15 protein-coding genes and 2 pseudogenes are annotated in these 26689 nt (G+C 57.8%); 6 read left to right on the top strand and 11 right to left on the bottom strand.

Annotated features, from left to right (window positions below):
* Positions 1 to 215 precede the first annotated feature (215 nt).
* The 4 genes and pseudogenes from ABIC03_RS25610 to ABIC03_RS25595 form a co-directional block, all read right to left on the bottom strand.
* Entirely contained in the window at positions 216 to 2471 is a 2256-nt protein-coding gene (locus tag ABIC03_RS25610; RefSeq protein WP_354062094.1) for a di-heme-cytochrome C peroxidase, read from the bottom strand.
* Between the two features lie 73 nt (positions 2472 to 2544).
* The gene (locus ABIC03_RS25605) at positions 2545 to 3918 is read right to left on the bottom strand and encodes a hypothetical protein (protein WP_354062092.1); all 1374 of its coding nucleotides are present in this window, start codon (positions 3916 to 3918) and stop codon (positions 2545 to 2547) included.
* Between the two features lie 99 nt (positions 3919 to 4017).
* Complete coding sequence (locus ABIC03_RS25600; protein WP_354062090.1) at positions 4018 to 7218, bottom strand: hypothetical protein; 3201 nt, start codon at positions 7216 to 7218, stop codon at positions 4018 to 4020.
* 514 nt (positions 7219 to 7732) lie between these two features.
* A pseudogene (locus ABIC03_RS25595) lies at positions 7733 to 7834 on the bottom strand (SOS response-associated peptidase); the annotation flags it as partial.
* On the opposite strand from ABIC03_RS25595, the pseudogene ABIC03_RS25590 reads away from it, so the two are divergent.
* Positions 7789 to 8061, top strand: a pseudogene (locus tag ABIC03_RS25590) (ISL3-like element ISMex26 family transposase); the annotation flags it as partial. The pseudogenes ABIC03_RS25595 and ABIC03_RS25590 sit on opposite strands and share 46 nt — an antisense overlap.
* Before the next feature lie 3743 nt (positions 8062 to 11804).
* Here ABIC03_RS25590 and ABIC03_RS25585 read toward each other — a convergent pair.
* The gene (locus ABIC03_RS25585; protein ID WP_354062088.1) at positions 11805 to 12488 is read right to left on the bottom strand and encodes an abortive infection system antitoxin AbiGi family protein; all 684 of its coding nucleotides are present in this window, start codon (positions 12486 to 12488) and stop codon (positions 11805 to 11807) included.
* A 593-nt stretch (positions 12489 to 13081) separates the two neighbouring features.
* On the opposite strand from ABIC03_RS25585, the gene ABIC03_RS25580 reads away from it, so the two are divergent.
* A protein-coding gene (locus ABIC03_RS25580; RefSeq protein ID WP_354062086.1) for an IS630 family transposase occupies positions 13082 to 14030 on the top strand; the annotation gives its coding sequence in 2 pieces (ribosomal slippage) (positions 13082 to 13417 and positions 13419 to 14030; 948 coding nt in all).
* A 204-nt stretch (positions 14031 to 14234) separates the two neighbouring features.
* On the opposite strand, the gene ABIC03_RS25575 is transcribed toward ABIC03_RS25580, so the two are convergent.
* From ABIC03_RS25575 to ABIC03_RS25555, 5 genes are all read right to left on the bottom strand, one after another.
* Positions 14235 to 15386: a glycoside hydrolase family protein gene (locus tag ABIC03_RS25575; protein WP_354062084.1), complete on the bottom strand. Its 1152-nt coding sequence runs from the start codon at positions 15384 to 15386 to the stop codon at positions 14235 to 14237.
* A 66-nt stretch (positions 15387 to 15452) separates the two neighbouring features.
* Entirely contained in the window at positions 15453 to 16799 is a 1347-nt protein-coding gene (locus tag ABIC03_RS25570; protein WP_354062083.1) for an MFS transporter, read from the bottom strand.
* Between the two features lie 117 nt (positions 16800 to 16916).
* On the bottom strand, positions 16917 to 17702 hold the full coding sequence (locus ABIC03_RS25565) for an enoyl-CoA hydratase-related protein (protein WP_354062082.1): 786 nt from the start codon (positions 17700 to 17702) through the stop codon (positions 16917 to 16919).
* Between the two features lie 46 nt (positions 17703 to 17748).
* Positions 17749 to 18513 (bottom strand): enoyl-CoA hydratase/isomerase family protein, encoded by a 765-nt coding sequence (locus ABIC03_RS25560; protein ID WP_354062081.1) that lies wholly within the window; start codon positions 18511 to 18513, stop codon positions 17749 to 17751.
* 14 nt (positions 18514 to 18527) lie between these two features.
* Positions 18528 to 20123, bottom strand: a complete 1596-nt coding sequence (locus ABIC03_RS25555) for an acyl CoA:acetate/3-ketoacid CoA transferase (protein ID WP_354062080.1) — start codon at positions 20121 to 20123, stop codon at positions 18528 to 18530.
* 292 nt (positions 20124 to 20415) lie between these two features.
* On the opposite strand from ABIC03_RS25555, the gene ABIC03_RS25550 reads away from it, so the two are divergent.
* From ABIC03_RS25550 to ABIC03_RS25535, 4 genes are all read left to right on the top strand, one after another.
* Entirely contained in the window at positions 20416 to 21468 is a 1053-nt protein-coding gene (locus tag ABIC03_RS25550) for a LacI family DNA-binding transcriptional regulator (RefSeq protein WP_354062078.1), read from the top strand.
* Between the two features lie 349 nt (positions 21469 to 21817).
* Positions 21818 to 22747 carry a dihydrodipicolinate synthase family protein gene (locus tag ABIC03_RS25545; RefSeq protein ID WP_354062076.1) on the top strand — a complete coding sequence of 310 codons (930 nt, stop codon included), beginning with the start codon at positions 21818 to 21820 and terminating at the stop codon, positions 22745 to 22747.
* Positions 22748 to 22840: 93 nt separating this feature from the next.
* On the top strand, positions 22841 to 24316 hold the full coding sequence (locus ABIC03_RS25540; protein ID WP_354062074.1) for an aldehyde dehydrogenase family protein: 1476 nt from the start codon (positions 22841 to 22843) through the stop codon (positions 24314 to 24316).
* Between the two features lie 48 nt (positions 24317 to 24364).
* Positions 24365 to 25372 carry a LacI family DNA-binding transcriptional regulator gene (locus tag ABIC03_RS25535; protein ID WP_354062072.1) on the top strand — a complete coding sequence of 336 codons (1008 nt, stop codon included), beginning with the start codon at positions 24365 to 24367 and terminating at the stop codon, positions 25370 to 25372.
* Positions 25373 to 25765: 393 nt separating this feature from the next.
* On the opposite strand, the gene ABIC03_RS25530 is transcribed toward ABIC03_RS25535, so the two are convergent.
* Positions 25766 to 26491, bottom strand: coding sequence for an FkbM family methyltransferase (locus ABIC03_RS25530; RefSeq protein WP_354062070.1), 726 nt, complete (start codon positions 26489 to 26491; stop codon positions 25766 to 25768).
* Positions 26492 to 26689: the final 198 nt, after the last annotated feature.

Genomic DNA, 26689 nt, shown 5'->3' with positions numbered 1-26689 from the left:
CATAGGCGCTGCCGACCCCCTGCGGCAAAAAGAATGATGCTTCGAAAGCCGGTTCCACAGCGACAATCTGTGATATGCGACGGCGTTTGACCCACCTCAGGGGAATACACGAGAAGCGACCGAGGGAAGAGCTGCTCGTATGGACGACATGAGCCAACGGCTTCGACAATTCGAAGGGTCTCGCTTTGACTTTCCACGTGCTCGCAACGGACCTCTCACAGCGTCTTGAGATACTCGACAAGTGCGCGCCGCTCGGCGTCGCTCAATTCTGGCCCGATGACACCAGGCGGCAGCTTCGTTAAGTCGGTTTCCTTGCCTTCAAACGAATGTCCACGATTGGCGTTTCCAAGCAGCGACACATTGAATTCCGTCAGACCAGCCGCACAGGCGTCGCTCGCTTGTGTTTTCGTAACAAGCCCGACATTGATTGGATCGAATTCGCGACTGCCAACGCAGAAGGACGTCGGCCGCTCCTTCTGCGGCAACAACATGTCTCTTAGCGTCGGAACGGACCCGTTGTGCAGATACGGAGCTGTCGCCCAAACACCATCCAGCGGGCGCGCCCGATATTGAGGTTCGAGGGCAAGAACATCTTCGTCCTTTCCGTTATGGCTCGCCCGAGCCCCGACGTAGACTCGTTGGTTTTGGCAATTCTTCCTGGGTCCCCAGATCTGCTGCTTGGCTTCTTGCGAGGTGCCGTTCGCAATGATCCATTGGTCAATTGTCTTTCCGACCACGTCCATGAGTGCGAGTACGAAAAGAGGATCTGCCCCTTTGCTTACTGGAAGGCCGCAAGCCCAGGCTCTGTTGAGGTCGTCGACTGGACTTAATCCAAGTGACTCGGGCAGGTGAACGCGGCGCGTCGTGAGGACATCGGATTGTTGACGATCGGTACCGATCGCCGTGACCGGCATCTGAACCACATTGAAATAATGCCGGCCCCCTATGTCCACCCAATTCTTCTCGTTCTTGGCGGAGCGATCGGGGTTCTCAGGCTTCCAGAACGAATCCTCCGGCCATCTTCTGTCGAAGGCAGGATCGTTGACCGGTCCTCGGTGGCATTCAAAGCAGTGCGCGCGATAGACATCGCGGCCATTTTCAACGAGCTTTTCGTCAATGCCCCATGCCGGGTCGCTCCGAAATTTTTTCTGTGCGTCCTTCCACCTGGGCGCTATAAGCCCGGTAAATTTTTTTCCGCTTGCATCGGCCGCCGAAAAGGGATCGGCGCCGCGCAGAAGCTCTTCGAACTGCGCGATGTCGGATAGATGTATCGATGAGGCAAACAGTGGCCGTCCGGGCGCGGGCGCGGTCATATTGATTTTCGCGCTGACACCGAGCGCCTCGCCTGAATTGCGAACAAGTTCGTTGAGGACGGAGGCGTCATACTGCGCCCAGAGGAAATACGGTGTGTCCCAGATCGGCGGAAAGCTCACGGGCGCATCGTGGCGGGCTAAGTTGCCCTTGAGGAGTGGATCCGTGAGTTCGCCGGTCAGGGGATCGAGTAGGTTGCTATAGAAAACCTGGTTCCCGATCCGGTTCAGCGCGTCAAGTCGACCGAAACCCTCATCGAGGTCCGCAACTCCCTGTTCCGTCAAAAGGCTATCGCTCTGCGCCTTTTGTTTTTTGATCTTTCGAAGTGCAAGGTCCAGATCGCTTCGAAGCTGCTTTCGATCAACGCCTTGACCTTTGATCTGCTCCAGTCTGCTGGCGAAACGCTCGAACCGCCACGGCAAAATCAGCGTGTAGCCGATAGACAGCCCGACGACTCGTTCAACCTCCCCGAGATTGACCATCGCCGGCCCACCGTCGAACCGAAGGCTGACATTTTTGTACTCCAGATGCCCCGTATGACAGGCGGCGCAGGTCAATCCGATCTGATCTTCGTACGAGCCTCCCGTCGCCGGGTCGACGCCGCCCTTAAGGATGGCAAACCCGACAGGCAAGCCATTTGGATTGTCGGGTAGGTTTGGAGTCCAACCGGGGCTCCCACCGCCCGCATTCGACCCATCTTCGTGATAACCGTATGAGGGCGCGTTACGGGCGAAATCCTTTGAGCTAGGACTCGGGATAAAGCCAAGGCGGCGCAAGTAGTCGTCGTCCGTCAAGCTCGTGTAAGAGAAGGACAGCTCCGGGCGCTCCAACGCCAGGAACCATTGATAAGGGACAGGTATGGTCGCCGTCCCCTGCGAGGTGTGGTGAAACCAGTAACGCTGGCGCGAGCTCCAATTCTGCGGCAGCCAATAGGCGCTTTCGATTTTCGAGGGCTCCGGCAAGGTAGCAGGCAGCAGCTGAGCGAGGAGATTTGCGTCGTTCTTGATTTTAAGAGCTGCATCGCGAACCTTCTCAGGCGCGAAATACACCAAGCCGGCCGACACAATCGCGACGACGACGATTGCGAACAACAGCCCGGCGACATGAGGCCAGCGCCTCACCCAGGAATAAAGGCGAGAGCCGAAAGAACGTCTCCCCATAGCAAGTACTCCATCTATCTCTTTCGCGCGTTCAGCCGGGCCGGCGGGCAGCCGCAAACGGCGACAGCGTCTGTTACTTGTTCAGCAATTGGCTATTGATGAAGGCGACCACGTCGGCCGTCTCGGCTGCCGCGCGTCGCGTTATCGTCGCCGCCGCCGGCCCGCCCTGCAAGAACGATGGGAACCAACCGAAATTACGAACATTCCAGTTTTCCTTTGGCAAGACCGCTCGGTCCACCCCTGGCACTGCGAAGTTTGGAACTTTCCTGGCGAGTGGCTGCGCCGTCTCGGTGTGACAGCTGACGCAATCGGTATTGAAGAAGTGGCTTTTCTTCGGGTCGGCAATGATATTGACGATTTCGAGTATGCGACTGTTGGGCACGTTGCCATCAATGAACTCGGATGTCGAAACACCCTTGCGATCGGCGGCTGCTAAAGGCGGATTCTGCAACGCCGCGTGACGACAGGTGATCGGGCTCTGATTGTTGGTAACCGGCTGCGGGATGACGTGTTTTCCGCCGATGATGCTGAACATCTGCGCTGCGTGTACGCCATCAAGCGTTGGGCCAGGCACGGGTATCAAGCCAGCCTGCGGGACCCTTAACATCGAGACGAAAATCCAGGGCTCGGGCGGCGAGATGCCCATGACAGCCATGGTGTTGAGGCGCTGCGGTGAAAGATGCTTCTCAAGTAGGGCCTTGAGGGCATCACGAAACGCCTTTGCCGACGCCCCAACAAGGCCCGGATGCACATTCAGATCACCAGCAGTCGAAACTTTGACATTGCCAAAATGTCCGGCTGCAAGTTGATCGCGCAAGGTCGCGACGTCACGAATGATTGCCTTGAAGGCTTCATCGTCCGGCTTGAACCGCGGAAACGGCGCACAACCGTCGAGAGGCGTATCCGGGTCGAGGTTAAAGCTAAAGATGAGGTGGCCGGCGGTGTCATGAACTTTGAATCCGTCTGGTCCATTGGTTACCGGCTGAATGATGAGGCGGATTTGCGGTTGTCGGCCAAACTGGGCAATGAAATCCGGCGACAATCCCGGCGCGCCCGGGTCGATTCTGATACCGGCAACAAACCAGGCGTCGATCTTTTTCACGGCATCGGGCAGCTGGATGTGGCGTACACCTGAGTCTGGCACTCCCGGACGCTCGGGATTCTCGGCGTTGGCAATAAAGCGTGCGAAGTCTGCGTCGGAAAAAAGTCGCTGCGGAGATCCAGTGGGGCCGGCGAGATCGGATGCCGCGATCAGATTGGCCAGGTCAGCCGACGACTGCGGTGGAGGGAAGAGGATGGACACATCGTTGCGCGAAAGCGGCTTTGCGGCCGTTTGCGCCGGAGCTGCTTCCGTCCCCAAAGCCGTGACGAACACCACCCCCGCCGCAAACAGTCTTGCAAGCCGTCGACGAAACCTTGAATCGCACATTTCACCCCTTGCCGTCATTGGCAATCCCCTTTGAGACCAAAAAGTTCAAACATCAGTCGTCGAAATCTCGACGCAACGCTCACTCAACAAGCAAAACGGACCGGCGGGTCAGGCTTCTCATTCCTCACCGTAGAACTGGCTTTGCAGGGTCTTGATTTTCGTCGGATGCAACGCCTCCTCGATACAGCCGAGGAACATCTCACTCCTTGCATTGACGCGGGCGCCGTCAGCCGGGGCATGTTCCATGTCCGTCTGCAATGCACGCACGGCCGTCCAATCCTTCGCACGATCTTTCAGCAACTCGAACAGTGTCTGATGGTTTTCGTAAGGACTGATTCGAAAGTGAGCGAACGTCACTTTGGCTGCAATCTTTGCATCCCTTAGCGCGTCGGGAAGCGTTAGCAGATCAAGTCCTTCCAGCTCGTCAAGCTGTTGCGTTTGCCTCTGCGCTTCCAGATATTGTTCGCGCCCGACCAATTGATACATTCCTCGCGGACGAAACAGCCATCCGTCATCCGTTCCGGGCTGGTTTCCGAACGGGTTGCCGTCGTAGCCAAGAACGAAGTTAGCCAACTCCTTGGGATGGTTAAGCAATGAGTTCACGTCGACGGGCGGCCTGTTTGCAGCCACAAGCTTTGCGTTGTTCTTGTCGATGCGATCGTGCCATTTCTGCGGGAGTTGAGAAACCGCGCTGTAAGAGAAGTTCTCGCTGCTGCGCGTAAAGTCGGAGCTGTCGTAGGAGACTGATCCTAGAATATAGGCCAGGATGCGGGGATCCGTCTCCTCGACGCGATCCCATTCCTGCAACAAGGCTTTGACCTGCTCGGCCTGAAAATATGCCATATAGCTCTTGCGATATGGCGGAACAGGTGAAGGGGCCGGCGAATGGTCCTTGCTCGATTCAGTCAGCTGGTGCGCGTAGGCGGCGACTTTATCCTGATATTTCTCATAACCGCGCTCTTGCAACCAATTGCTTTCATAACAGGCAAGCAATGGCTGCGGCTTGATCTTTGGAGTTGGTCGATATTCCTCGGCTAGCTCGTCGGCGTAGGCAGCCTGTGCGAGTTTGGCGTCTTTGAGCGTTTCAAATGCGGAGGCGACCGACCCGTTCAGAAGATGAAACAACTTCACTTGCAGGCAGTCAGCGTTGCTTTGCCTCTGGCGGGACTGATCGAAGTCGTCCTTCGGCACGCAGTCCCAAAACCGGCCACTGCTCAGTGAGATGATATCTTCGGTCTTCTGGGACAACGTCCATCCGAGCGGAAGGCTATAGAACAAACCTGTTATGTCGGTTCGGCCGAAGGTTGGAAAACGCTGCACACTGGGGATGACTTCCGCGTCCGGCCGACGATCGATGCTGGTTGCATGATTGAGCGCGACATAGGTTCGGGAGCTTCGCGTGCTCAAGAGTGCGCGTACCGGCTCCATAAGCTCACCGAACATGAATGAACCATGATCACCGAATTGCCCGCTCACCAGGGACAGCAGGTAGATCCGGAATTTTGGTGCGTCAGAAGTGCCCTTGATGCTGTTAAGCTTCTCAATCAGGTCGAGCGCGGTCTCGATTCCCGAATTCTCCACATATCCGCCATCCACCAGGCGCGCCTGCGGGTTAGTGGTTATGCAGTCATTTTTCAATGAGACGGTCGCTGCCGGTGTCACCCATGGAAATCGCGCGCTCGTGAACGCGGCTGTGCTGAGCGGAATCCGGAGTGAGTGGCTCTTGACCGTTTGGTCGGCCCCCGTTGCCACGCGTTCGAGTCCCGCGAGAATACACAGGTCCGTGTCAATCGGGTGTAGAGGATCGAAATCGAAAGGAGAGATGACAGCCCGTTTGCCGCTGCCGGCATCTGTCGTGTTGAACAACAGCGCCGGCATGTTGTTGCCGGCTGTCCAATGGGACTGAAAGTCGGCCCTTAGCAGATTGGATTGATCGCCGGTGCCCTTGTGGCTGTCGAGCATTCTGTCGCCGGCGTTCTCCAAAGTATATTCCAGAAAACGCGCACGATCGAAGGCGGGGATCGCGACCGGAGAAAACATCTGAGTGAAATCGGTAAACAGGAAGCCGGCAACCAAAGGCGACAGAAAATCGGTCGCTAAGACGCTTGCAACGCGCTGCTCCACCGGCCCAGGGGCATCAATATCTTGGACTCGTCCGACACCGGCCAGAAAGTCCGCGATTTTCGGGCATGTCTTTCCGTCGGCGGCATTCGAATCGAGGGACGCATTCTCGGCGTGGAGCGCAGCGGCGAAGATGGCGGAACCGACGCTGCCTCCGGAGACAGCGCTTATCGCAAACAGATGCTGTCGAAATGCCGGACAGAGATCCTGCATTCTCGCAAGAAACCGCGCCGCATTATTCGCAGCATAGATACCTCCTCCTTGAGCCGCGACAATGAAGACGGGATATTCGCCGAGCCTCCTGGCTTCCTCCAGCCGCGGCTTCTGTAAGAGCCACTCGCGGAACGCCGCGACCGCAGACATGCGCGTGTCTTTTGGCAGGCTGTTTGCTTCAGCGACGGTGCGCAGTTCGTGGTCGTCGCCTCCCAACAAGGAGGCAAGCAGAAACAAGCCGCCAAAGACAACCGGTATAAATGGAAAGGTAAACTTGATCGTCAGTAGGGCAAAGTGGACGGTGAGACCAACGACGCAAACCGCAAAGAGAGCGATCACGCCGAACGATCCGAAAAATTGTGCGAGCCTATCCGGCAGCAGAATGAATGCTGTTGTCAACAGGACGATGCCGCCGATCGTGAGCGCGAGAAACCTGTAGCGGATGAAGTAGGTATTGTTGGCGCGGCTCGCGAGATCAATCGATCGATCTCTTGATCCCATCCGCCACGTAAATATAACGAAGCAGACGAGCATGATCAGCATGGCGATTGCGAGGATGAGCAGTATGTTACGCTCGAACGCGAGCGCCTGGTCCTGAATGCGGAAGATACTTCCGACTTCCTCGACCTCACCGACCTTTCTCGCTGGGCGCGACGCGAATTGACCTGCCGTCGCGGCGATTATCGGCAGCGCCCCAAGCAAAACGGGCGCAAGTCTTATGTAAAAGGCCAAACGGCCCGTAGCGTGCGCGATTTCTGGGAGGGACGCAGTTGTGAGCTGAAACGCGCCTGCCCAGATCGTTACGGCAATCACGCCCAGGGCCGCGAACTCCCTGACGGTCACCCAACCAATGTCGTCAGCGGCTATCCGATAGAGCTCCTGGATCTGATCTGGCAGATATAGCAATATTGCGACGGCTATCGACAGGACAATCATCCACCGGAGGTTGCGTAACAGAGCAAAGAGCTGTTCGCGCACAGTCATCGCAACATTTCCCTCAGAGGTTTGCGGAGATACTCACCGAGTTAGTCAAGCAGACGCGGATTCCGGACATTCGTGCTGCTAGTACTGAACAGGATCGAGCCCGTGGACATACAGGGGACCTGCAACAAAATAATTATGGACGCGCTCGCGAGAAGAGCGCCGAAATTTATGACTTAACCTACAGTAGCAATCCGGCTTTGTCGACGGTGGCTCAACAGTTTTTCGACGCGGATACCGAGACTATAACGAACTCGTTGGCTGCATTGCCGGTCCCCGCGGCAAGCACACGCCTTTGTGCGTTGCGTACAACATTCCTCGGTCTCCACTCGATAGATCGTCTTCGCCCTACTCGCCGTCGGACAGGTCCTGGCGCGGTCAACGTACCCTACCTTTAAGTCAAAGTTTCTCAAATTTAGTCCGGCTAGAGTTTGAATTTATGCGCCTGATTGGCTGACTGCGCAGCTTTTGCGCGCACTCAAGTGTCGATCCTAATCCTTGGTCTCACGCCTGCGCCAGTGGTGAGCTCGCGGCCGGTGCCGTTCCGGACGATCGGAGCTTTGTAGTCAGGGAAGACGCCAGGCATTGAAGCGAGGTTGCCGACATACTCGTGGCATACCTATCAAGGAGATCGTACGTGAGACTGGCCATAGCAGGAAGCTGGTGCGACAGGTGGTCCGCGGCGAACGTCACGACGTCTTCCGAACCAGGCAAAGTTCGCTGGATCCGCACTTGCCATGGCTCGACGATCAATCGGCGTCCGGCTACCGCAATGGAGCCGAACTTTGGCGCCGCTTAAGAGCGCGTGGCTTTCGAGGCTCGCTCCGCGTCATCAGCGATTGCGCTTATAGTGACTGCAGGCGAAGGGCAAGTAAAGGCATGATCAAAATTGATCATGAAGGATTGCCAAAACGGTCCATGCTTGCGTCATGGCCTCAGAAACCGAAGTACTTACCGATGAAGAGTTCGCGTCGTTGCTTACGGTTGGCAGTACGCGTGTACAAGCTCCTGTGCCCACGATCCCCGCCGAACATAGTGCCCGGCTGATAGCACTGGGCTACATGGTCCATCTTGAGGGCAGGCTGCGAATGACCACGCCGGGACGATACCGGATATATGCTGGGCAAACCGCCAACTGAGGCGGCCTTAGTGCCTACGGATCGGCTCGAATCGGGCAAGCCTAGTCGTGCCCTCCCAGAGCTCGACGACGTGCCCGTCTACTAGCTGTTTGGCTCGCTCCCTTGCAGCCGTTTCGTCCGCCGCCTCAATGTCAATTCTAAGAGCTGTGTGCCCGTCCTCTCCGATTACGTAAGCGCGAAATCCCCGCATGATCCAGATCCAAAACACCGCCTCGTTCCGAGGCGAGAACGATTTTAGATCCGATCAAAATTCACGTCACTATCGAAATTAGGCGCTTGCATTTTTCAAACTAGGACACTGAGGTCGAAAAACAGGCCAGCGCCTTACCCTTTATCCTCGGTCCAGATCTGGCTACCGCACTCGCATTTGAACATGTGCACAGTTCGTCCGGTGAGCGAGTCGAGCATTGACCGAACCAGCGCAGGCTTCTTGCCGCACTCGTTGCAGGATCGCATGGGGTTGGGGTCGTAGCTGGAAAATACTTGGTTCTTAAAATCGCGGTCCATTGACACGGCCTCGCCGCTGAGCGATTCGCTAAGTCCCAATGTGTACACTTGTTCCAGGGCAGGCGGCCTCACTTCGCGGAGACAATCTCAGCTGTCTCGCGTTTCGCCAGAGCCTCGGCGGTTTCTGCCTGCTTTAGCCATTCGGCGGCAAACAAGAGCCACTGAGCTTTAGACGAGGGAGCGGTCGTCTTTTCCGCCTGCCTGCGGCATTCCTCATACTCACGGCGAAATCTAATCGCGTCGTCGAACATAGCACCAAACCAAGGACCTCTAAACCTAAGAGTATATTTAAGCCGTGATGCAATTCTAGCGAAGAGGTTCGATAGTGCAAGGCGACCCCCGGAGTGCCTAGGAGCCCAGGGGCCATAACCTCAGCTTCCGGCGCGGCCGGCCGTTCGGTTACGAGAGCTAACGTAAGAGGATTCGACGAAGCCGCTTTGAGATTGCTCAAGGCCAACGGAACCTTGGAAGGCGTCAGAAAAAGGGGCCCACCAGCGTGAACCGGCGGGCTTCTCGTTCATCGAGGGTTTCACCCGAACTGATCGCGCAACTTCTCGGCTGGCTCGCCGCCGACGAGTCTCAATCATCGGCTCAGTGAACGCTGTGCCGCAAAAAGTCTCGCCGGGCGGCGATGCCGGCGGACTTTCGTTTTGGGCCGAATCATGCGCTAGATGAGAACTCAGCGCGTTCGAAAGTCAGGGCAGCGCGAGGCTGCCCTGCGCTTGGGTGGAAGGCCCGCTAGCTAGCCAGCCCCGGCGGTGCCCTCCCTCTGCGCGTTAAATACGTTTCCAAGTGTGACCTGGATGACATTGCGCTGCGGCGGAGCTGCTGTAGGTTGCTGCTCACCGGGGCTGGCTGCATATTTCACTTAGATCTTTTAACCCGGCTTTTTTGACACGGCGCGGGCCGCAGCGATCAACTCGCTGCGGCCTTCGACGTTCGGGCCGCCAGCGTGAACCGGCAAGCTGCCGGCTCGGGCGCCAGGCACAGTCCCTTTTAACGATGCTCCCAGCTTTACTGCGCTGCTGCCGACCAATGGTCTAACCTGTCGGGGCATGAACCCAAATCGCCTAATCGCTGCGATGGGAATTTGCCTCGCTCTGATTGTCTACGCCACGTTGGCTAGACTAGCGGCTCGACCAGCGTTACTGGGCCACGCTGAAACGTATTGGGTCGTCGTCATCGAGCGTTTCAGCGCATATGACCTGCTAGGATTTCTGCTTTCCTTTTTGCTATCCGGTCGGTTCACGCTCTCTAGTGCTCTGGCAACAAGCGTGCCTATCCTGCTTGAGCTCCTGCAAGCGTTGACACCTGACCACGAGCCGGAGTTTTTTGACGTCTCTCAAAGGGTGGTGGGCGGCATCATTGGGGTTACCCTTTCGCAGGCCATTTTGATCTTTTTGCCTCGCCCGCCACCATGACCGCGGTGCGCGACGTCTTGATGCCAAGGCACTAGGCCCGCCAGCAGGGCTCCTCCTCAGGCGAGGCGCAACGGTCCGAACCCGTTCGCACACAACAGATGGGAAATTTCCCAAGACTATTATCCCACCCGTGAGCATCCATCCCAAAAACGGCGAGAGGGAATCGGCTGGCCGAATGGGCACGCGCGACGCGATTAGGCATGACGGCCTCGAAATTGATGCGGCGCCCCTAGTCTTCTGTCCGCACGAGTGGATCAACGGCGGCGCATGCCTGCGCCGGACACGGGGTGGCGATCACTGAGGCTGGCGGGTGCCTACAATGCCAGATCGGCCGGACGGGAGCGCCGTCGTTCAAGGTGGTGGATTGGCCGGAGGGCGCAGACGCCAATCAGGAGGAGCCGGCGTGTGGCGCTCACTATCAGCCGTATGGTCCGATCGAACTCAGTTACGTGACCGCGATGCTTAGCGAGCTTGCCCTCGACTGCCTGCTGCAGCCACCGGAGCATTCTTTCAGCCGGGTATTCGTCACATCGGAAAATCGTATCGCAAATCTCGGCGGCAGGCTTAGCGAGTTGTGGAAGTCGACTTACGGTGAGGAGAACACCGGCGTTAGGATTGTCGATCTTGGTTGCGAACGGAATGTGCCGCGTGTGGAGGCGCGCGGGCGGACGAAGCGGCTTAGGCTGGAAGCTCCGGTCGCGTCTTGCGCGCAACCCTCAAGATTGTCAGACGGAGCGGGGGCGCATCCACCGCTTTGCAGTCGGGAGAAGTACGGGGAGAGTTGATCCGGCTGCACGGCGCGACCGTTCTTTTGCGCTCACGTTTCTGCCCTAGCCCTTTCCGAAGCTTGAGCTTTCTAATCGCTCGGCGCCAAGGCGCTTGCCTCCACATCCCCTAGACTGGAATTGACCGATACCAGCCGCGCCCCTCAGTGTACCATTCCGCTTTCCCGCGGGGTCCGATGGTCCTACCTGCTTCAACCGAAACACCACGCACGCTGGCTCTCCGCAAGATCGTCGAGGAAGCGGGCCCCGAGCAAATGCTGGGCTGGGCCAAGCCGAGGGACTAAGACTACGCGCTCTTCGGGGAAATCACCCATATCTACAGCACCTTTGATTTCATCCTGCGCTACACGGCGGAGACGATGGATAAGCAAGGCATGTCCATGAGCCTTGGGCCGGGAAGACGCAGAAGCCGACGATGGCTCAGGTCTCCGAAGCGATACAGTCACCCGCCATCTGGACCGGCTCGAATAAGTTCGCCTTGGAGGAGATAGAGAACTATCGGCGCATGCGAAACCTCGTTGCTCACTTCGTCGTGCGACGCTTCCGATGCCTATGTCTTCATGACGAAGAGCGCGATTGACTATCGCAGGGTGTATGGTGAACTGCCCGACGGCATCGACGCCATGCTCTTCGGCGTCCTTGAGGCGGAGCAATTGCATGTCGGTGCTGAAGGGCCTGCTGAAATGGGCGGCGCAGGTGCTCCGCGGCCTGAGCCAGCCGATCTCGCCGACCGCAGGCTAAGCGTCGTTCTCCTCGGCGTATTTGGGCAGGAGGGGTTTAATTTTTTTACGATTCCAGAACGGGTCTATGAAGGGGCATTCGTAACTGGGGCCTAAGTTCTCGACCTTCGCATCGTCGAAGAATCCGCGTGCCGCCTTGTGCAGTTTCTCGGGAATGATGAGGAACGCCACGTCGTCCTCGGAGAACTTGAAGTGGCCGGTCTTGCGCCACTCCCGTTCCCACTCGAAGAAATAGGTCTTGTTGCCGTACTTACCCGGGGCATCGACGAACGGGGTAATTCTCCAAATCGGATGATCCGCGTCCTTTTTCGCGCTCTTCGCTATTTGCTTCAGCGCGGCCGTCATGTCGTGGTCCTTGTACGCGTACATGATCGGATTGGCGCCTCTATGAATGACGGAATCCTTCCTGAATACGATGCCGTATTCGGACCGGGCTTCGGCCAGCCGCCTTAAGCGATACAACGGAATCTCGCTGAAGCAGGCGACGCGCTGCGATTTTGGGTCCGGCGCCTTTTCCCGCATCAAGCCGAACGGATTCCTGGCTTTGATGACGCGGCCGCCCAAAATGCTGAGCATGTTGTCGTAGGCGCTCTTCTCCTCATAGTCCTTCGCGAAGTGGACGACGTAGTCGGACATATCGCTCCAGTTGGATTTGTTCTCTCCGAAGAACGGGGACGCCATGCGCTGCTCCAATTATTCTTATGCCCGTGTGGTAGGGAGTCAGTAGTAGCTGCCGCCGATGTTGGTAGACATCAACGAGCCGTAGGTATAGGCAGACAGCAGCTCGCTCTTCCCTTCCTGGCTTATGGTGACGGTTAGACTCGGTCGCACCATCTTCACGCTTTCGCGCGTGCTCTGAAGCTTCGCATAGACCTCCTCAAACTGCTTCTTATCCCAGAGCGGGTCGCGAACCTTGACCGCGCCGCTGCGCGCTAACTCTTGCGTCCGCAGTCGGCCCCTATCGGGCGAATGCCAGTAGGAGAAGAAACACCGACGACGCACGCTGCGAGCAAGACTAGTCCCTGTGCAGCGCCCCTCTCGCTTCGCAGTAAGAGGCCCATGTCCCCGGCCACGCGTTTGACGGAGGCAATATACCTTCCAAGCTCGGTTGCGATCTCCGCCGCTGTCGAGCCCTCGTTGATCAGTTTGACCGCGTCTGTACCTCGCCCTTGATCCACTGCTAGAGCAATTCATGGCTAGGCTGAATCGGTAGGGATTCCCCTGAGGGTCGGTTTGTGATTCAAGATGTTGGCTGGGTTGGGGGCCAGCATCTGATGAGCCGACCTCTTTCCAATGATCTACGTGAGCGTGTCGTTGCCGCGGTGACTGGTGGTGAGAGCTGCCGGGCGGTGGCGACCCGATTTGGCGTGGCAGTGTCCTCGGTGGTGAAGTGGTCGCAGCGCCATCGGGCGACTGGTTCGGTGGCACCGGGCAAGATGGGCGGGCACCGCAAGCCGTTGCTGGAACCCCATCGCGCGTTCATCAAGGAGCGGATCAGCCAGACGCCGCATCTGACGCTGCACAAGCTGAAGGACGAACTGGCCGCGCGTGGGGTTAAGGTCTCGCACAATGCGGTCTGGATGTTCCTGCGGCGCGAAGGACTGCGGTTCAAAAAAAACACTATTCGCCCTTGAGCAGGCGCGCTCTGACGTTGCGCGCCGGCGTCGCCGCTGGCGGTCGTGGCAGGCCGGCTTGGATCCCCAGCGCCTCGTCTTCATCGACGAGACCTGGATTAAGACCAGCATGGCCCCGCTACGCGGGTGGGGACCGAAGGGCGAGCGGGTGCGGGGTTTTGCCCCGCACGGCCATTGGCAGACGCTGACCTTTCTCGGCGCTCTGCGCTGTGACAGCCTCATCGCCCCTTGCGTCTTCGACGGGCCGATCAACGGCGAGTGCTTCCGAGCCTATGTCGAACAGCAGCTCGTTCCAGTTCTCAGGCCCGGCGACATCGTCATCATGGATAATCTCGGCAGCCACAAGTCGGTTGCTCTGCGCCGCCTCATCCGCGGGGCCGGCGCCAGGCTCTGGTACCTGCCACCTTACTCACCCGACCTTAATCCGATCGAGCAGGCCTTCGCCAAGATCAAGCACTGGATGCGCATCGCTCAGAAGCGCACCCTCGAAGACACTTGGCGATATCTCGGTCACCTCGTCACCACCATCCAACCTCGCGAATGCAGCAACTACTTCGAAAATGCCGGATATGCTTCCGTCAAAATGTGAAACGCTCTAGTTGTGGTTTCGCACACGCCAAGCTCCTACGAGGCCAAGAGCGCAACGGACTCGGCCGGATGAGCGAAGATATAGGCCTGGGTTTCCCGGATGATCTTCACGAACTTGGCGAAGACCTGCGGATACTTCACAGCGACATCCCTCCGACCGCACCTGGGACATCGCCCTTGCTTTTGACCTAATCCGTCGATCCCATCAGATTCGACCCGCAGTCACGAGGCCGGTGAGGATCACAAGAGACTCAAACAGGAAGTAACTACCGAATATGAGTTCTGCGTCCTGCGCTGTGTCGATATCCCGCGCAACTGCTTTTCGGGTGAAGCATCCTCCGGTGAGCATCCCAATCGGACGCAGGTCGCCGGGCTCGATGGGGGTCAGGTAGCCCGAGACCAGCCGGGTTGCTGTACGTTCCGCGAACTCTCGATACTTGGCGCCACCCTTCGCGCCCAGTGCGGACGCTAGTCTCAAGGAAGCTGCGGCGGCAATAGCAGTGGCCGCGGTATCCCTGCTCGTACTCGGAATTGCTGGATCATCAAAGTCCCAGTACGCAATCAGGTCAGTGGGCACGTGGTCGATCCACCAGTCCAGCACACGCACCGCATATTCGCGCCACAAGGGCTCCTTCGGACGGACCATTGCCGCATGAGCGGCATATAGCGTCGCCCAACCCTGCGCTCGTCCCCAGGTGCTCACATCGCTGTATCCCTTATGCGTGTGCGTTCTCAGCACCTTGCCGGTTTGCGGGTCGAGTGTGGATGATTGGATCACCGAGCTATCGGCTCGCACGTGAATTTCCAAGACCCTCCGCATGTGGGCGTTAGCGACCTCCTCCAGGTGCGGGTCGCCCATCTGGTCCGAGGCCCAATAAAGCAGGCCCGTGGCTTGGAGCGAGTCGATACTGCTTTCGGCCATACCGACAGCGTTAGCCTCCTCGGCATCCTGGCCCAGTGGGATTAAGCCCAGCTTGGGGTCGAACATCTGCTCCAGCGACCTGGCTGCCGTGAGCGCAGCATCGCGTGCCATTTCATCCCCGAAGAGGATGCTTCCAAGCGCCGCACCATGGTAGAAGCCGAAGCCTTTGAATGCCGTCCGGCGCTGGGCGCGAGGCAGCATCCGGGCCAGCCCGGCATGCGCGTCGGATATCGGGAAGCGCTGCGGATCGGCGAGATGGGCGAGCCAGAGTTCGCCGACGAAGGCTCCGCCGGTCCAATCACCATCGGACGTGAACGTCCATTTTCCATTCTCGGCGCGGGCCCAATGTGGCAGGCCAGCTGTGGAAGCATCCCGCGTTTGCGCAATGCGCGTCAGCATGCGCTCGCGCGCGGCGAAGAAGTCGTTGCTCGACATGTTTTCTCCCATGAAACCGTTTGGGCTCGAAGCGAAGCCAGAACTGCTTAGCGACAGGATTTAACGTCAGTCGCCGATGTAGACGTGACCGCGCTTCTTTGCGACGTGATAAACGACGACGCTCAGTACCGCGACTACAGAACCATAGACGGGAAACATCCAGGCCATCTGCGCATGCTGCAACCACACCAACAAATAGGGTGACGTCCCGCCAAATAGTGATACCCCGAGTGCATACCCGACAGCGATACCGGTCGTACGCACCGCGCGCGGCATCAGGGTGGTTGCGATGAAGTTGTAGAGAGCCATGTTGAAGCCGACGATCGCGCCTCCGAACACCATCACGAAGAAGAACGTGAAAATGCTTTTCTCTGAATAAACCAACGTGAGGAAGAAGCATGCGACGAGCAGCAACCGGAGTAGCGTGAATGCGCGCGAGGGCCGGATCTTGTCTGCGAAGGCGCCCACGAAGGGTGCTGTGACGATCCAGATCAGGCCCATAAGAGTCGTAATCCCGTACACCCAGGTGCTGTTCTCCTTGAACACGCCGTTCGCCAGGTTGGGCAAACCAGCGTTCCAGGCGTAGTTCGCGATCTGCACCGCTCCGACGACCAGGATGACGGCGAGCAGCGAAAGCCGTACGCTCCAGAGCGTCTTCCACACGTGGCCTGTGGTCTCCTGAGTTCGCGACAGTTCGTCGCGATGCATGACGTGCTTGATTAAGGTCTCTGGCAGTTTACTGCGCAAATAGATGATCAGCAGGCCGAGTACTCCGCCGACCGCAAAGGGCAGGCGCCAAGCCCATTCGTGCATTGTCTCGGGAGCCACCGAGGCACTCACGACAAAGGCAACCAAACTGGATGCGAAGACACCGAGCTGGATAAATGTACCACTGATCAGACCAAGGTATCGCCCCTCCTCGCCCGGCGGTGCAAGTTCGATCGCAATGGCGTTGGCGACACCCGCTTCAGCGCCGGTGGCGAGCCCTTGGATGAGCCGGACGAGTAGCAATATCACCGCCGCGGCAACGCCAAGCTCCTTATAACCCGGGAGGACGGAAATCAGCAGCGAACACAATGCCATCGCGGTGACGGAGATCATCATTACCCGCTTGTGGCTGATGCGATCGGCAATCGGACCGAGTATCGCTGCTCCTACCGGTCGCGCCAAGAAGCCCGCGCCGTACACGGCAAGTGCGGCGAGCAGCGACGTCGTCGGGTCACTGGAGGGAAAGAAGAGCGGCGACAGAAAAGAAGCCATCATTCCGTAGACGGTCCAGTCGTACCACTCCAGGGCCACGCCACCGCCCAAAGCTATGGTCATGCTCTTGGTGGCAACTTGTTTTCCATGCGGCGTGGCTGGCGCCACGGTTTGCGACGCGGCTGGAGCCATGGGTTCAACAATAGTGGTCATTCATTTCCTCCGATCTTTTATGATGAAAACGTTTACATTTCCGCGCGACGGCACCTCTTTGAGTGTTGCCGCATGCGGACGACCGCTAAGTTATCGGCGATCTGAGTTCTGCCCCCGTCAGCGTCCGGAGAATACTGGTTGCCGTTTTTCGACGAAGGCGGCCATACCCTCCTTTTGATCATCGGTGGTGAACGCGTACCGGATCGAGCGCCGCTCGATCGCCAAGCCGGCCGACAGTGGGGTTTCGTAGGCTGCCTGAATCGATTCCTTGGCTAACTGGGCAGCGATCGGCGCACGATTCGAGATGACGCGCGCTATCGCGAGCGCGCGTCCTACCAACTCGGAGGCCGGCAGCATTTCGGATGCGAGTCCCGCAGCCACTGCCCGTTCCGCGCTGATTGGCTCACCTGTCAACACCATCTGCATGGCTAGGGATTTGCCAACAATCCGCGTCAACCGCTGGGTAGCGCCATCGCCCGGCATGATCCCGATCGTGATTTCCGGCTGCGCGAGCACGCTGTCTTCCGCCACCAGCAGGATGTCAGCGAGCATCGCAAGTTCGAGGCCTCCGCCCAGGCACACGCCTCGAACGGCCACAATGAGCGGCTTGGGGAAACCGGCGATGATATCCCATGCAGCCTGCCGTGTGGGATCGCTCAGCGCCTCGAAGCCGTGCTGCTGCATCTCCTTGATGTCAGCACCAGCGGAGAAGGCGCGTTCATCTCCGCTGAGAACTACGCATCGCACCGACTCATCGGAACGAGCCGCACGAAGCGCGTCGGCAAGCTGACCCAGCAGGGCCGCACTCAATGCATTTCTTTGCCTTGGGCGATTGAGCCGCAGCATGAGTATGGCTGGGTCAGGCCGCTCGACGATGATGAGGGACTGGGTGTCGTGGTTCATACCATTCCTTGAAAACAACCCGTGTGAAGAGCCTTTTATGTAGCCGCTAGGCGCCCACGGTCTTCTTCGGAACAAAGCGTTGCATACTCGCACGTGCCGTCTCGTGAAGGATGTCCTGAGCAAAGTAGCGGTTCGCCAAGTCATCCATGACTTCTGCCCTCGCGGTTACTGAAGTAGAGAAAAATTGTTTCGTGGTCAGCACGGCATGAGGCGGCATTGCCGCCAGTCCTTTGGCGTAGCGGAGCGCCGCCTCGCGAGCAGTTTCAGTTGGAGGCGACAGAATGTCAGCCAGTCCCAACCGATGGGCCTCCACGCCATCGATCGCAGTCGGGCTCCAGCTCAAGGAGCGAGCCGCAAACGGCCCAACGCGTGCAGCTAACGTGTTCAGTCCGAAGCCCGGCAACCAGCCTAGAGACACTTCCGGCAAATGCCAGCGCGTGACTCGAGCCGTTACGACAACGTCGCATGAGGCTGCGAGCATGAGGCCGCCGCCCAAGGCAAAGCCATCGACAGCGCAGACGACAGGCTTTCTGACAAGAGCGAGAGAGCGCACAAATGCAGCCAGTCGGCGGTTCAGGTCGAAGGTGTCGTTGATGCCGCCGCCCGAAAAATCCTTAAGGTCTGCACCGGCTGAGAAACCGGGACCGTTTCCAGCGAGCAATATCACGTTGACGTCTTTATCGTTGGCCGCCCTGCCCACCGATTCAACCAGATCTTTCAGAATGTCTTCGCCCAGAGCGTTGCGTCGCTCTGGCCTATTCATCGCCAGGATCTCGACCTGGTCCTCGTATTCTCTTGAAACGAACCTCACGTCAGCCGCTCCCTTTATGCCTGGGCTGCGCCATCATGGAACCGCACCGCCAAGTTCATTGGCTCATTCTTGAATATCCTCGAATCCATCAGCTTTAAGTCGGGTGACACGAGTACGTCGAATTCAATGTTCGGCAGCACGTGCTTTTCGACTGATACGCCAGGCGCTACTTCGGTCAGCATCAGGCCGTTCGGCGTAAGCTTGAATACGGCACGCTCGGTGATGAAGACGACCTCTTGCTGGCGCTCCTGTGCAAAAGGGCCACTGAAGGTGATTTGGTAGACGTCCTTCACCCACTTTTTGACCGTTCCCTCATTAGCAATGACGAGAGTCCCCCCGTCCGGGACCGCCTTCAATCCGGACGCCGTGAGAGTGCCGGAGAAAACGACTTTTCGGGCGCCCTGACTGATGTTTATGAAGCCGCCTGGTCCTATGATCTTGTCGCCGAAGCGGCTCACATTGACGTTGCCGTGTCGATCGACTTCCGCAGAAGATAGGAACGCGATGTCCAACCCGCCGCCATCGTAGAAATCGAACTGATCCGGTTGCGGCGCTATCATGTCGTAGTTCGTACCTGCGCCGGCATCCTGTCCGGGCGCAGGAATGCCGCCGATCACCCCCTGCTCAGCCGTCAGTGTAACTGAGCGATATATTCCTTCTTCGGCGGCCACGACCGCAATTCCGTTCGAGATACCATAGCCGATGTTGACGGTAGCTCCGGGGGTCAACTCCAGCGCAGCGCGTCGCGCGATTACCTTTCTCACATCGAAGGGCAGCGACGCGATTTTACCATCCGGCACGCGCATTTTTCCCGCATAGGCTGGGCTGTACTCCGTGGCATAGGTCTGTCGCTGATTGGGATCGACGACCAGATAATCGACGAGAACTCCAGGTATTCTTACTTCTCGTTGGTTTAGCGTATTGGAAGCGGCTACCCGCTTGACCTGGACAATGACTAATCCACCCGAGCGGCGCGCGGCAGCGGCGATCGACATGCTTTCGCCGACATATGCTTCGTCCTCGAGCGAGATATTTCCCTTCTCGTCCGCAATGCTGCCTCTCAGGATCGCGACCTGGATCGGGAAGGTCTTATAGAGCAGGTGCTCTTCGCCTTCGATATCGACAACAGTAACCATATCCTCTTTGCTGCACTCACTCTGCCTGCAGCCGCCGATGCGAGGATCGGCAAATGTCCGGAGCCCCACTTTCGTAATCACGCCGGGGCGCCCGGCTGCATTTTCGCGAGCGAGCTGCGCCAAGACGCCCTGAGGGATAGTGTACGCCTCAATTTCATTGGCAAGCGCGCGTCGGCCAAGCGCAGGGCAATTGTTCAAACCGCTCGCCACAACTCGACGCACCAGACCCGCGGCCGCCAATTTGTTGAACCCGGTCTGGGCCCAATCGCCAATGGCCACCGTACCAACCAGCATCAAGTTCTTAGGAGACCCTTGCTCGGAATGAACGTCGCGGAGCGCGTCGATGATTAGCTCGGGGATCGCAACTCCGGCTGAACCACCGAAATAGACGCAATCACCATCGGAAATCAACGAGACGGCTTGCTTAGCCGTAATAATTGGCACCTCGCCCGTTCGTTTGTTCTTCGCTTGCATGCTTTCTCCACTGGCCAAACGCCGGCTCATTACTGCTGACCACCGCCAGCCTAGCCTCGCAGCCGAACGCCGGTGCCGCTTGCGAGCGCGCCTGCCTTGGACGGGGTCTAATCTCTGAAAAGGTTTACATCACTGGATCGGCTTTGCAAGGAAAAAGATTGCCAGAGCGCAAGAAAATAGCCAGGTTGCCCAATTCGAAGGCGTTTTACCCCAATTGATCGACCCCGGAGTTCGATGTATCGTGGTAACGATTTCATGATATGCGTCTGGCGGGCGGGAAAGAAGTAGGCTTATGGCGTTGGAAAAAATGGCCAGTGTTGACCAAGGCAGGCAATCACTGACCGTCGTCGAGATAGCGAAACGCGCGGGATGTTCTATCGCCACGGTTTCGCGTGTGTTGAATCGACCGGAAACCGTCGCCATCGATTTGAGAGAGCGCATTCTCCGGATCGTGGATGAACTCGGCTACGTTCCCAATGGATCGGCACGCGCGCTGCGATCCTCGCGCTCCCGATTGATTGGCTTGATAGTTCCGACATTAGACAGCGCGATCTTCACTCGAATGCTTGACGGTCTGGAGAGCCGGCTAGCACCAGCCGGCGCGTCGCTGGTCTACTCTGCAACGGGTTACGATCTGGACCGAGAAATTCGCGTCGTGCGTAATCTTATCGAAAAGGGCGTCGACGGCATTGTTCTCGTGGGCTCTTGCCATCGAAAGGAAACCCTCAAACTGCTGCGTGAACACAGGGTAAGATTTGCTGTAACTTACGCCCTCTCGGAAGATGTTTCGATTCCCAGCATGGGTTTTGACAATCGCAGTGGTGGGGCTTTGGCAGCAAGCTACCTTGCAGACCTCGGTCACAAGAATCTTGCAGTCATCGCTGGGGTAACGCGCGAGAACGACCGTGCATCTGGTCGCCTTGAGGGCTTCCTCGACATGGCTGAACGTCGTGGAATAGATCGTTCCAGCATTGTCGTTGTGGAATCGCCCTACGAGTTCAGCCGTGGCCGAGCCGCAGCTAAAATCATTCTCAATCAAAATAGAAATGTAACGGCGATATTTTGCGGTAGCGACGTACTTGCTGTCGGAGCACTGCGCGCCTGCAAGGATGCTGGATTGAGCGTTCCTCAAGACATATCGATGATCGGTTTCGATAACCTCGATATTGCCGAATATCTCACTCCCGGCCTCACGACGGTTGACGTCCCGGCTCGCCTGATGGGCGAACAGGCAGCTACCTACTTTCTGGCAGATCAAAATTCGCTGGATATACACTCCAGGGTGGAGCTCGAAACGCGGTTGATCGTTCGACAATCAACTGCGCCGGCGAGAGATCGGCAATGACAGAAAGCGCATCCGCATGTTGTTACCCGGTCTGATCTCCTCCGTACCAATCGGTATGAACGTGCCATTGAACTCACAGGTCGAACGACAGTTGTTAGAGGCGCTTCGCAGGCCCTTATCGATGTTCGCACCGACCCCGGCCAATTTTCCAATCGCCGCCGAACAGCAGGGGGGCTGGCATTAGTCCAACTATCGGCCGGACGGTGATGCTGGCAGGTACTAGGTGAGCAGAACTGAGGCCAGTTCTCACATACCGTGTCCGATGGAACATTTACGATCTCCGGTCGACATCACCTAAACGGAGCTGCTCGTCCCTATCATCCTCATCACCGAAAAGAGATCCTGACTCATGCAAGTCCAAAAACGCGCGCTCTATAATGGCCTGTTTCCCGTCGCGCCAACGCCATTCACGGACTCTGGAGATCTCGACGTCGAGGGGCAACGGCGCATTTTGGATTGCATGATCGATCAGAAGGTCGACGGAATTTGCATCCTGGCCAACTATTCCGAGCAGTTCCTGTTGTCGGACGAGGAGCGCAGATTGCTGGTTGACCTCTGCCTATCACATGTCGCTGGCCGCAAGCCGGTCATGGTGACATGCAGCCATTTCAGCACTCGTATCGCGGTGCAGCGCGCGCTCTATGCGGCCGAGCGAGGCGCAAGCCTTCTCATGCTGATGCCGCCTTACCACGGCTCAGGTCTGAAGGCCGACGAGGTCCACATGATCGAGCATTTCGCTCGTGTGGCCGATGCGGCAAAAATCCCGATCATGGTTCAGGATGCGCCGCTCAGCGGCGTAACGCTCTCGGTACCCTTTCTTGTGCGGCTGGCACAAGAGGTGCCGCTCGTTAACTATTTCAAGATCGAAGTCCCGTTTGCTGCAGCGAAGCTGCGCAGCCTGATCGAGGCAGGGGACGCTGCAATAGCGGGTCCGTTTGACGGAGAAGAGGCCATTACCATGATGGCAGATCTGGAAGCTGGTGCGACCGGGACGATGTCGAGCGCTTTATGTCCCGATTTGTTGCGCCCTGTTTTCGATTATCATGTGGCGGGTCGGAGCATGGAAGCGGCCGCCGCGTATGCAAAAGTGCTGCCGTTGATCAACTACGAGAACCGTCAATGCGGTCTACGCGCTGCCAAGAGCGTGATGAGGGAAGGCCACGTTATCAGATGTGACGCTGTGCGGCATCCGCTGGAGCAAATTCATCCCAGAACGAAAGCCGGGCTGATTGAGCTTGCGCGCAGTGTCAACCCGTTGGCCCTCCGCTGGGGACGCTGAATGGTTCTGCCTGAAGCGACTTACTCGGAGAGCTGACGTGCGGGGCCGAAAGCTTATGCACCTACACAATTCAATCGAGTTCAGAGCTCATCCATGACAAACAACTATATTGCTGGCGAATGGCTACCGGCCGCGGAAGCCTCCCCAAATATCAACCCGTCCAATACCAACGATGTTGTGGGCGAATATTCCCGTGCCTCGGTTGCCGAGACTGAGCGCGCGATTGCCGCTGCTTATGACGCCTTTCCGGCTTGGTCCCGCTCCACCATCCAGACGCGGCATGACATTCTAAAGGCGATTGGCGACGAGATCCAAGCTCGCAAGGACGAGCTCGGCGGCCTGCTCTCCCGCGAGGAGGGCAAGACCTTGCCAGAAGGCATCGGCGAGGTCGCGCGCGCCGGACAGATTTTCCAGTTCTTCGCTGGCGAGTGCCTCCGAATGACGGGCGAGAACCTGCCATCGGTACGGCCGTCCGTCGATGTGGAGATCACCCGGAAGCCGGTCGGCGTCATCGGACTCATCACGCCTTGGAACTTTCCCATTGCAATTCCAGCCTGGAAGATCGCGCCAGCGCTTGCTTACGGCAACACCGTTGTATTCAAGCCTGCCGAGCTCGTACCGGGTTCGGCTCATGCGCTCTCCGAGATCATCGTCCGCGCCGGAGTGCCGGCAGGTGTATTCAACCTGGTCATGGGCCGGGGCTCGGTGGTCGGCGAGGCGATGCTGAACAGCTCGAAGGTTTCCGCCGTCTCCTTTACCGGCTCATTGCCGACGGGGCGCAAGATCGCCCAGACCTGCATCACTTCTGAACCCATGAAGAAACTTCAGCTCGAGATGGGCGGCAAGAACCCCATGGTGGTGCTTGATGATGCCGATCTGAAGCTGGCAGTGGAATGCGCCGTGAATAGCGCCTTCTTCTCCACCGGACAGCGTTGCACGGCGGCGTCGCGCCTGATCGTGACAGATGGCATCCACGATCAATTCGTGGCCGCCATGCAGGAGCGGATGCGGGGGCTTGTCGTTGACGATGCCTTGAAAGCTGGCACGCATGTCGGCCCGGCGGTCGACCAGAGGCAACTCGACCAGGACCTGAAATATATCAGCATAGGCCAGGCGGAGGGCGCCGTGCTTATTGCCGGGGGCGAGCTGCTGAAACGCGAGACGCCCGGATTCTATCTCGCCCCCGCGTTGCTCACGGAAGTGAGCAATGAGATGCGTGTGGCGCGCGAGGAGATTTTCGGGCCAGTCGCCACCGTGATCCGCGCGAAGGACTACGACGAGGCGCTTGAACTCGCCAACGACACGCCGTTCGGCCTGTCGTCGGGGATCTGCACCACGAGCCTGAAATACGCCAGCCACTTCAAGCGCAATGCAGAAGCCGGCATGGTGATGGTGAACCTGCCGACGGCCGGCGTGGACTACCACGTGCCATTCGGCGGCCGCAAAGGCTCCAGTTATGGTTCGCGCGAGCAGGGCCGCTACGCGCAGGAATTCTATACGATGGTGAAGACCGCTTACACTTTCGCCGGGAACGGTCCTTACGTGCACAAGACAAAGTCGAGGGAGTGAGTGCGCGGAAGCCGAAAATTCCCGTTCCGTGTTGATCGGAGACAGGCATTGAGTGGTCCGACCATCAGAGATATTGCGCGAGAGGCGAATGTCGGCACAGCAACCGTCGAGCGGGTTCTCAACGACCGCGGCGGCGTGAGGACGGAACTTGCAGAAAGAGTCATCAAGGCCGCAAAGAAGCTGAAATATGGGGACCGGCGATTGACGCCTCACCGCGGCATCATTCGGATTGAGGTGCTTTTGGTTCAGCCTGAGGCCGAGGTTTTTTATGCCGACCTCAACGCTACCTTCCAACGGATCTCGGCCTCCTTGGACCCGACTATTTTAGTGCACCGGACGTTCGTTCGCGAGGACGACATTACCGGCGTCGCTCAACATATTGCAAAGCCCCCTCTTCGCCGAGCCGGCCTTATCGTTCTGGCTCCAGACCATCCTGAGATTACAGAGAGCATCCGCCAAGTCCGCATATCGGGCGTAGAAGTCGTACAGATGCTTACGGGAAGCGCCGGCGAGGATGTGCCCTATATCGGCATCGACAACTACGCGGCCGGAAGGACCGCCGCCTACTACATGTCGCGTATGCTGCGAGGAAGTCGCGGGACTTTGCTCGCCATCTGCCACAGCGGAGCCTACCGGGCGCATAGGGAGCGCATCCGTGGCTTCTCCGACTATCTGACGCAGCGCATGAATGCCGATCATAGTTTCTACCGGGTCATTTTCGGACATGACGACAATCTATCTTCAGCAGAGAGGCTGACGGAAGCGCTGCGTGACGATGATTCCGTTATCGGACTGTACAGTGTCGGCGCCGGAAGAGAGGGAATCGGTTCGGCTTTGAAGGCTCATCCTGCCAAGGTATTCTGGATCGGACACGCGCTTACTGAAAGCACTGCAAGATGTCTCCGGTCCGGCTTGATGGACATTTGCATCGACGGGGCGCCGGAAACCCAGGCGCGCCGCTCGCTGGATACAGTGCTTCACCGTCTCGGACTAATCGATGTCGACGTGAGCAGTGCCCCCGTCCAGTTTCTCACCATCACCGCGCAAAATCTCTAGCAGCATCTGACGGTTGCAACGATAGCCAATCTTCGCAACGGGGTGCGATCGGCTTCGCCAGGTGAGTAGCAGGCCTGACGCCTCGCCCACCATGGGCCCTGTAAGCTTAGAAAAAAGGCCGCTGCTGGACCTGTCCAACAGCGGCTGAAGTCGAGGGAGGAAGCAGACGAGACCGGTCTGCCAGCGGATCGGTTGCTATCGGGCACGCTCCAGCACGTCGGCCAGATAGCTTCGCGGGCTATTGGTTGACCCATTGCCCATGCTGACGCATTACCCATGCCGCTCGACATTTCACCACGACACGTCTTTGTCTGATGGAGATCGTGCGCCTGCATGTCAATCAATGGGACGCGCCGGAGAGACTCATAGACTGGGTTGATTCTGGTGGCTGCATTAGCTCAATCTCTCGAAGATGACGTTTATGTCAGTAATTGCAGCAAGACGGTACGCTCTGCTCTCCATCAGATTTATAATCCGAGCCGTGTTGCCATCGAGAAAATGCTCACTTGGCTCGCATTGGATCACAGCAGGTTTGATACGCTCGTGGTCAATGGCCTCGACGAGATCGTAATCTAGTCCTTCGCAATCGATCGACAAGAAATCGATTTGGTTTGCATAAGGGATCAATAGTTCGTTGATGCCGACAGCGGTCACCTCGATATGCTCTCGGACACCTCCTACGCCGTCGAAGTCTCCGAAGCTTTTGATATGTGCTTCGTCCAAAGAAGACAACTCATGGGCGTTTCCGATGAAGAGGGTGGCAGAGGCCTGCGGAGCAGGCAAGACAACGGACGGCACGAGAACGTCTCTCGGGCGCACTGTCCGGATCAGCGCTCCCAATTCAGGATTGGGTTCGACGAGAACACCTTGCGCGCTTCTTTGATACATAAGGTAGGTATTCGAGGTGGAGATGGGGTGATTGGCGCCGATCTCGACATAGAACACACTCTCCCAAGATCTTTGGCTTTTGCAGAGTTTCGCGGCCAAAATTCCTTCCAGAATAACGTCTTCTCCGGCTTGTGCGTAGCTAGCCGGGGCGAAGTGCTTGATCCGAGAGTTGGGAAGATTGAGCCTCTCGACTTCCCGGTTTATGCACTCGTTTTCAAACTCGGAAAACATAAACTCGGCCTCCAATGTAAGCTGTCAAAAATAGCTGTCGCATGGTGGCCATCCCGGCGGCAACTGACGATGCTGATAGTTGACAACTCTTGACGGAGCTGCCTGTGGTTCGTGACAAAGCTCTTGCGTCTGAGCAGCCGCCCATAGAACCATGAGAGGTCCCCATCAACTCCAGTTACTTGATAAACAGGTCGCTCG

Source organism: Bradyrhizobium sp. RT6a (assembly GCF_040547675.1).
GTDB lineage: Bacteria > Pseudomonadota > Alphaproteobacteria > Rhizobiales > Xanthobacteraceae > Bradyrhizobium.
The sequence above is the reverse complement of the archived record's forward strand: the minus strand, read 5'-3'. Positions and strand labels throughout refer to the sequence as shown.

Bases quoted from the DNA above. Each gene is read 5' to 3' on its own strand.
- ABIC03_RS25530 (WP_354062070.1), bottom strand. From the start codon at position 26,491: ATGTTTTCCGAGTTTGAAAACGAGTGCATAAACCGGGAAGTCGAGAGG.
- ABIC03_RS25570 (WP_354062083.1), bottom strand. From the start codon at position 16,799: ATGACCACTATTGTTGAACCCATGGCTCCAGCCGCGTCGCAAACCGTG.
- ABIC03_RS25610 (WP_354062094.1), bottom strand. From the start codon at position 2,471: ATGGGGAGACGTTCTTTCGGCTCTCGCCTTTATTCCTGGGTGAGGCGC.
- ABIC03_RS25575 (WP_354062084.1), bottom strand. From the start codon at position 15,386: ATGTCGAGCAACGACTTCTTCGCCGCGCGCGAGCGCATGCTGACGCGC.
- ABIC03_RS25585 (WP_354062088.1), bottom strand. From the start codon at position 12,488: ATGGCGTCCCCGTTCTTCGGAGAGAACAAATCCAACTGGAGCGATATG.
- ABIC03_RS25540 (WP_354062074.1), top strand. From the start codon at position 22,841: ATGACAAACAACTATATTGCTGGCGAATGGCTACCGGCCGCGGAAGCC.
- ABIC03_RS25550 (WP_354062078.1), top strand. From the start codon at position 20,416: ATGGCGTTGGAAAAAATGGCCAGTGTTGACCAAGGCAGGCAATCACTG.
- ABIC03_RS25555 (WP_354062080.1), bottom strand. From the start codon at position 20,123: ATGCAAGCGAAGAACAAACGAACGGGCGAGGTGCCAATTATTACGGCT.
- ABIC03_RS25605 (WP_354062092.1), bottom strand. From the start codon at position 3,918: ATGACGGCAAGGGGTGAAATGTGCGATTCAAGGTTTCGTCGACGGCTT.
- ABIC03_RS25600 (WP_354062090.1), bottom strand. From the start codon at position 7,218: ATGACTGTGCGCGAACAGCTCTTTGCTCTGTTACGCAACCTCCGGTGG.
- ABIC03_RS25565 (WP_354062082.1), bottom strand. From the start codon at position 17,702: ATGAACCACGACACCCAGTCCCTCATCATCGTCGAGCGGCCTGACCCA.
- ABIC03_RS25545 (WP_354062076.1), top strand. From the start codon at position 21,818: ATGCAAGTCCAAAAACGCGCGCTCTATAATGGCCTGTTTCCCGTCGCG.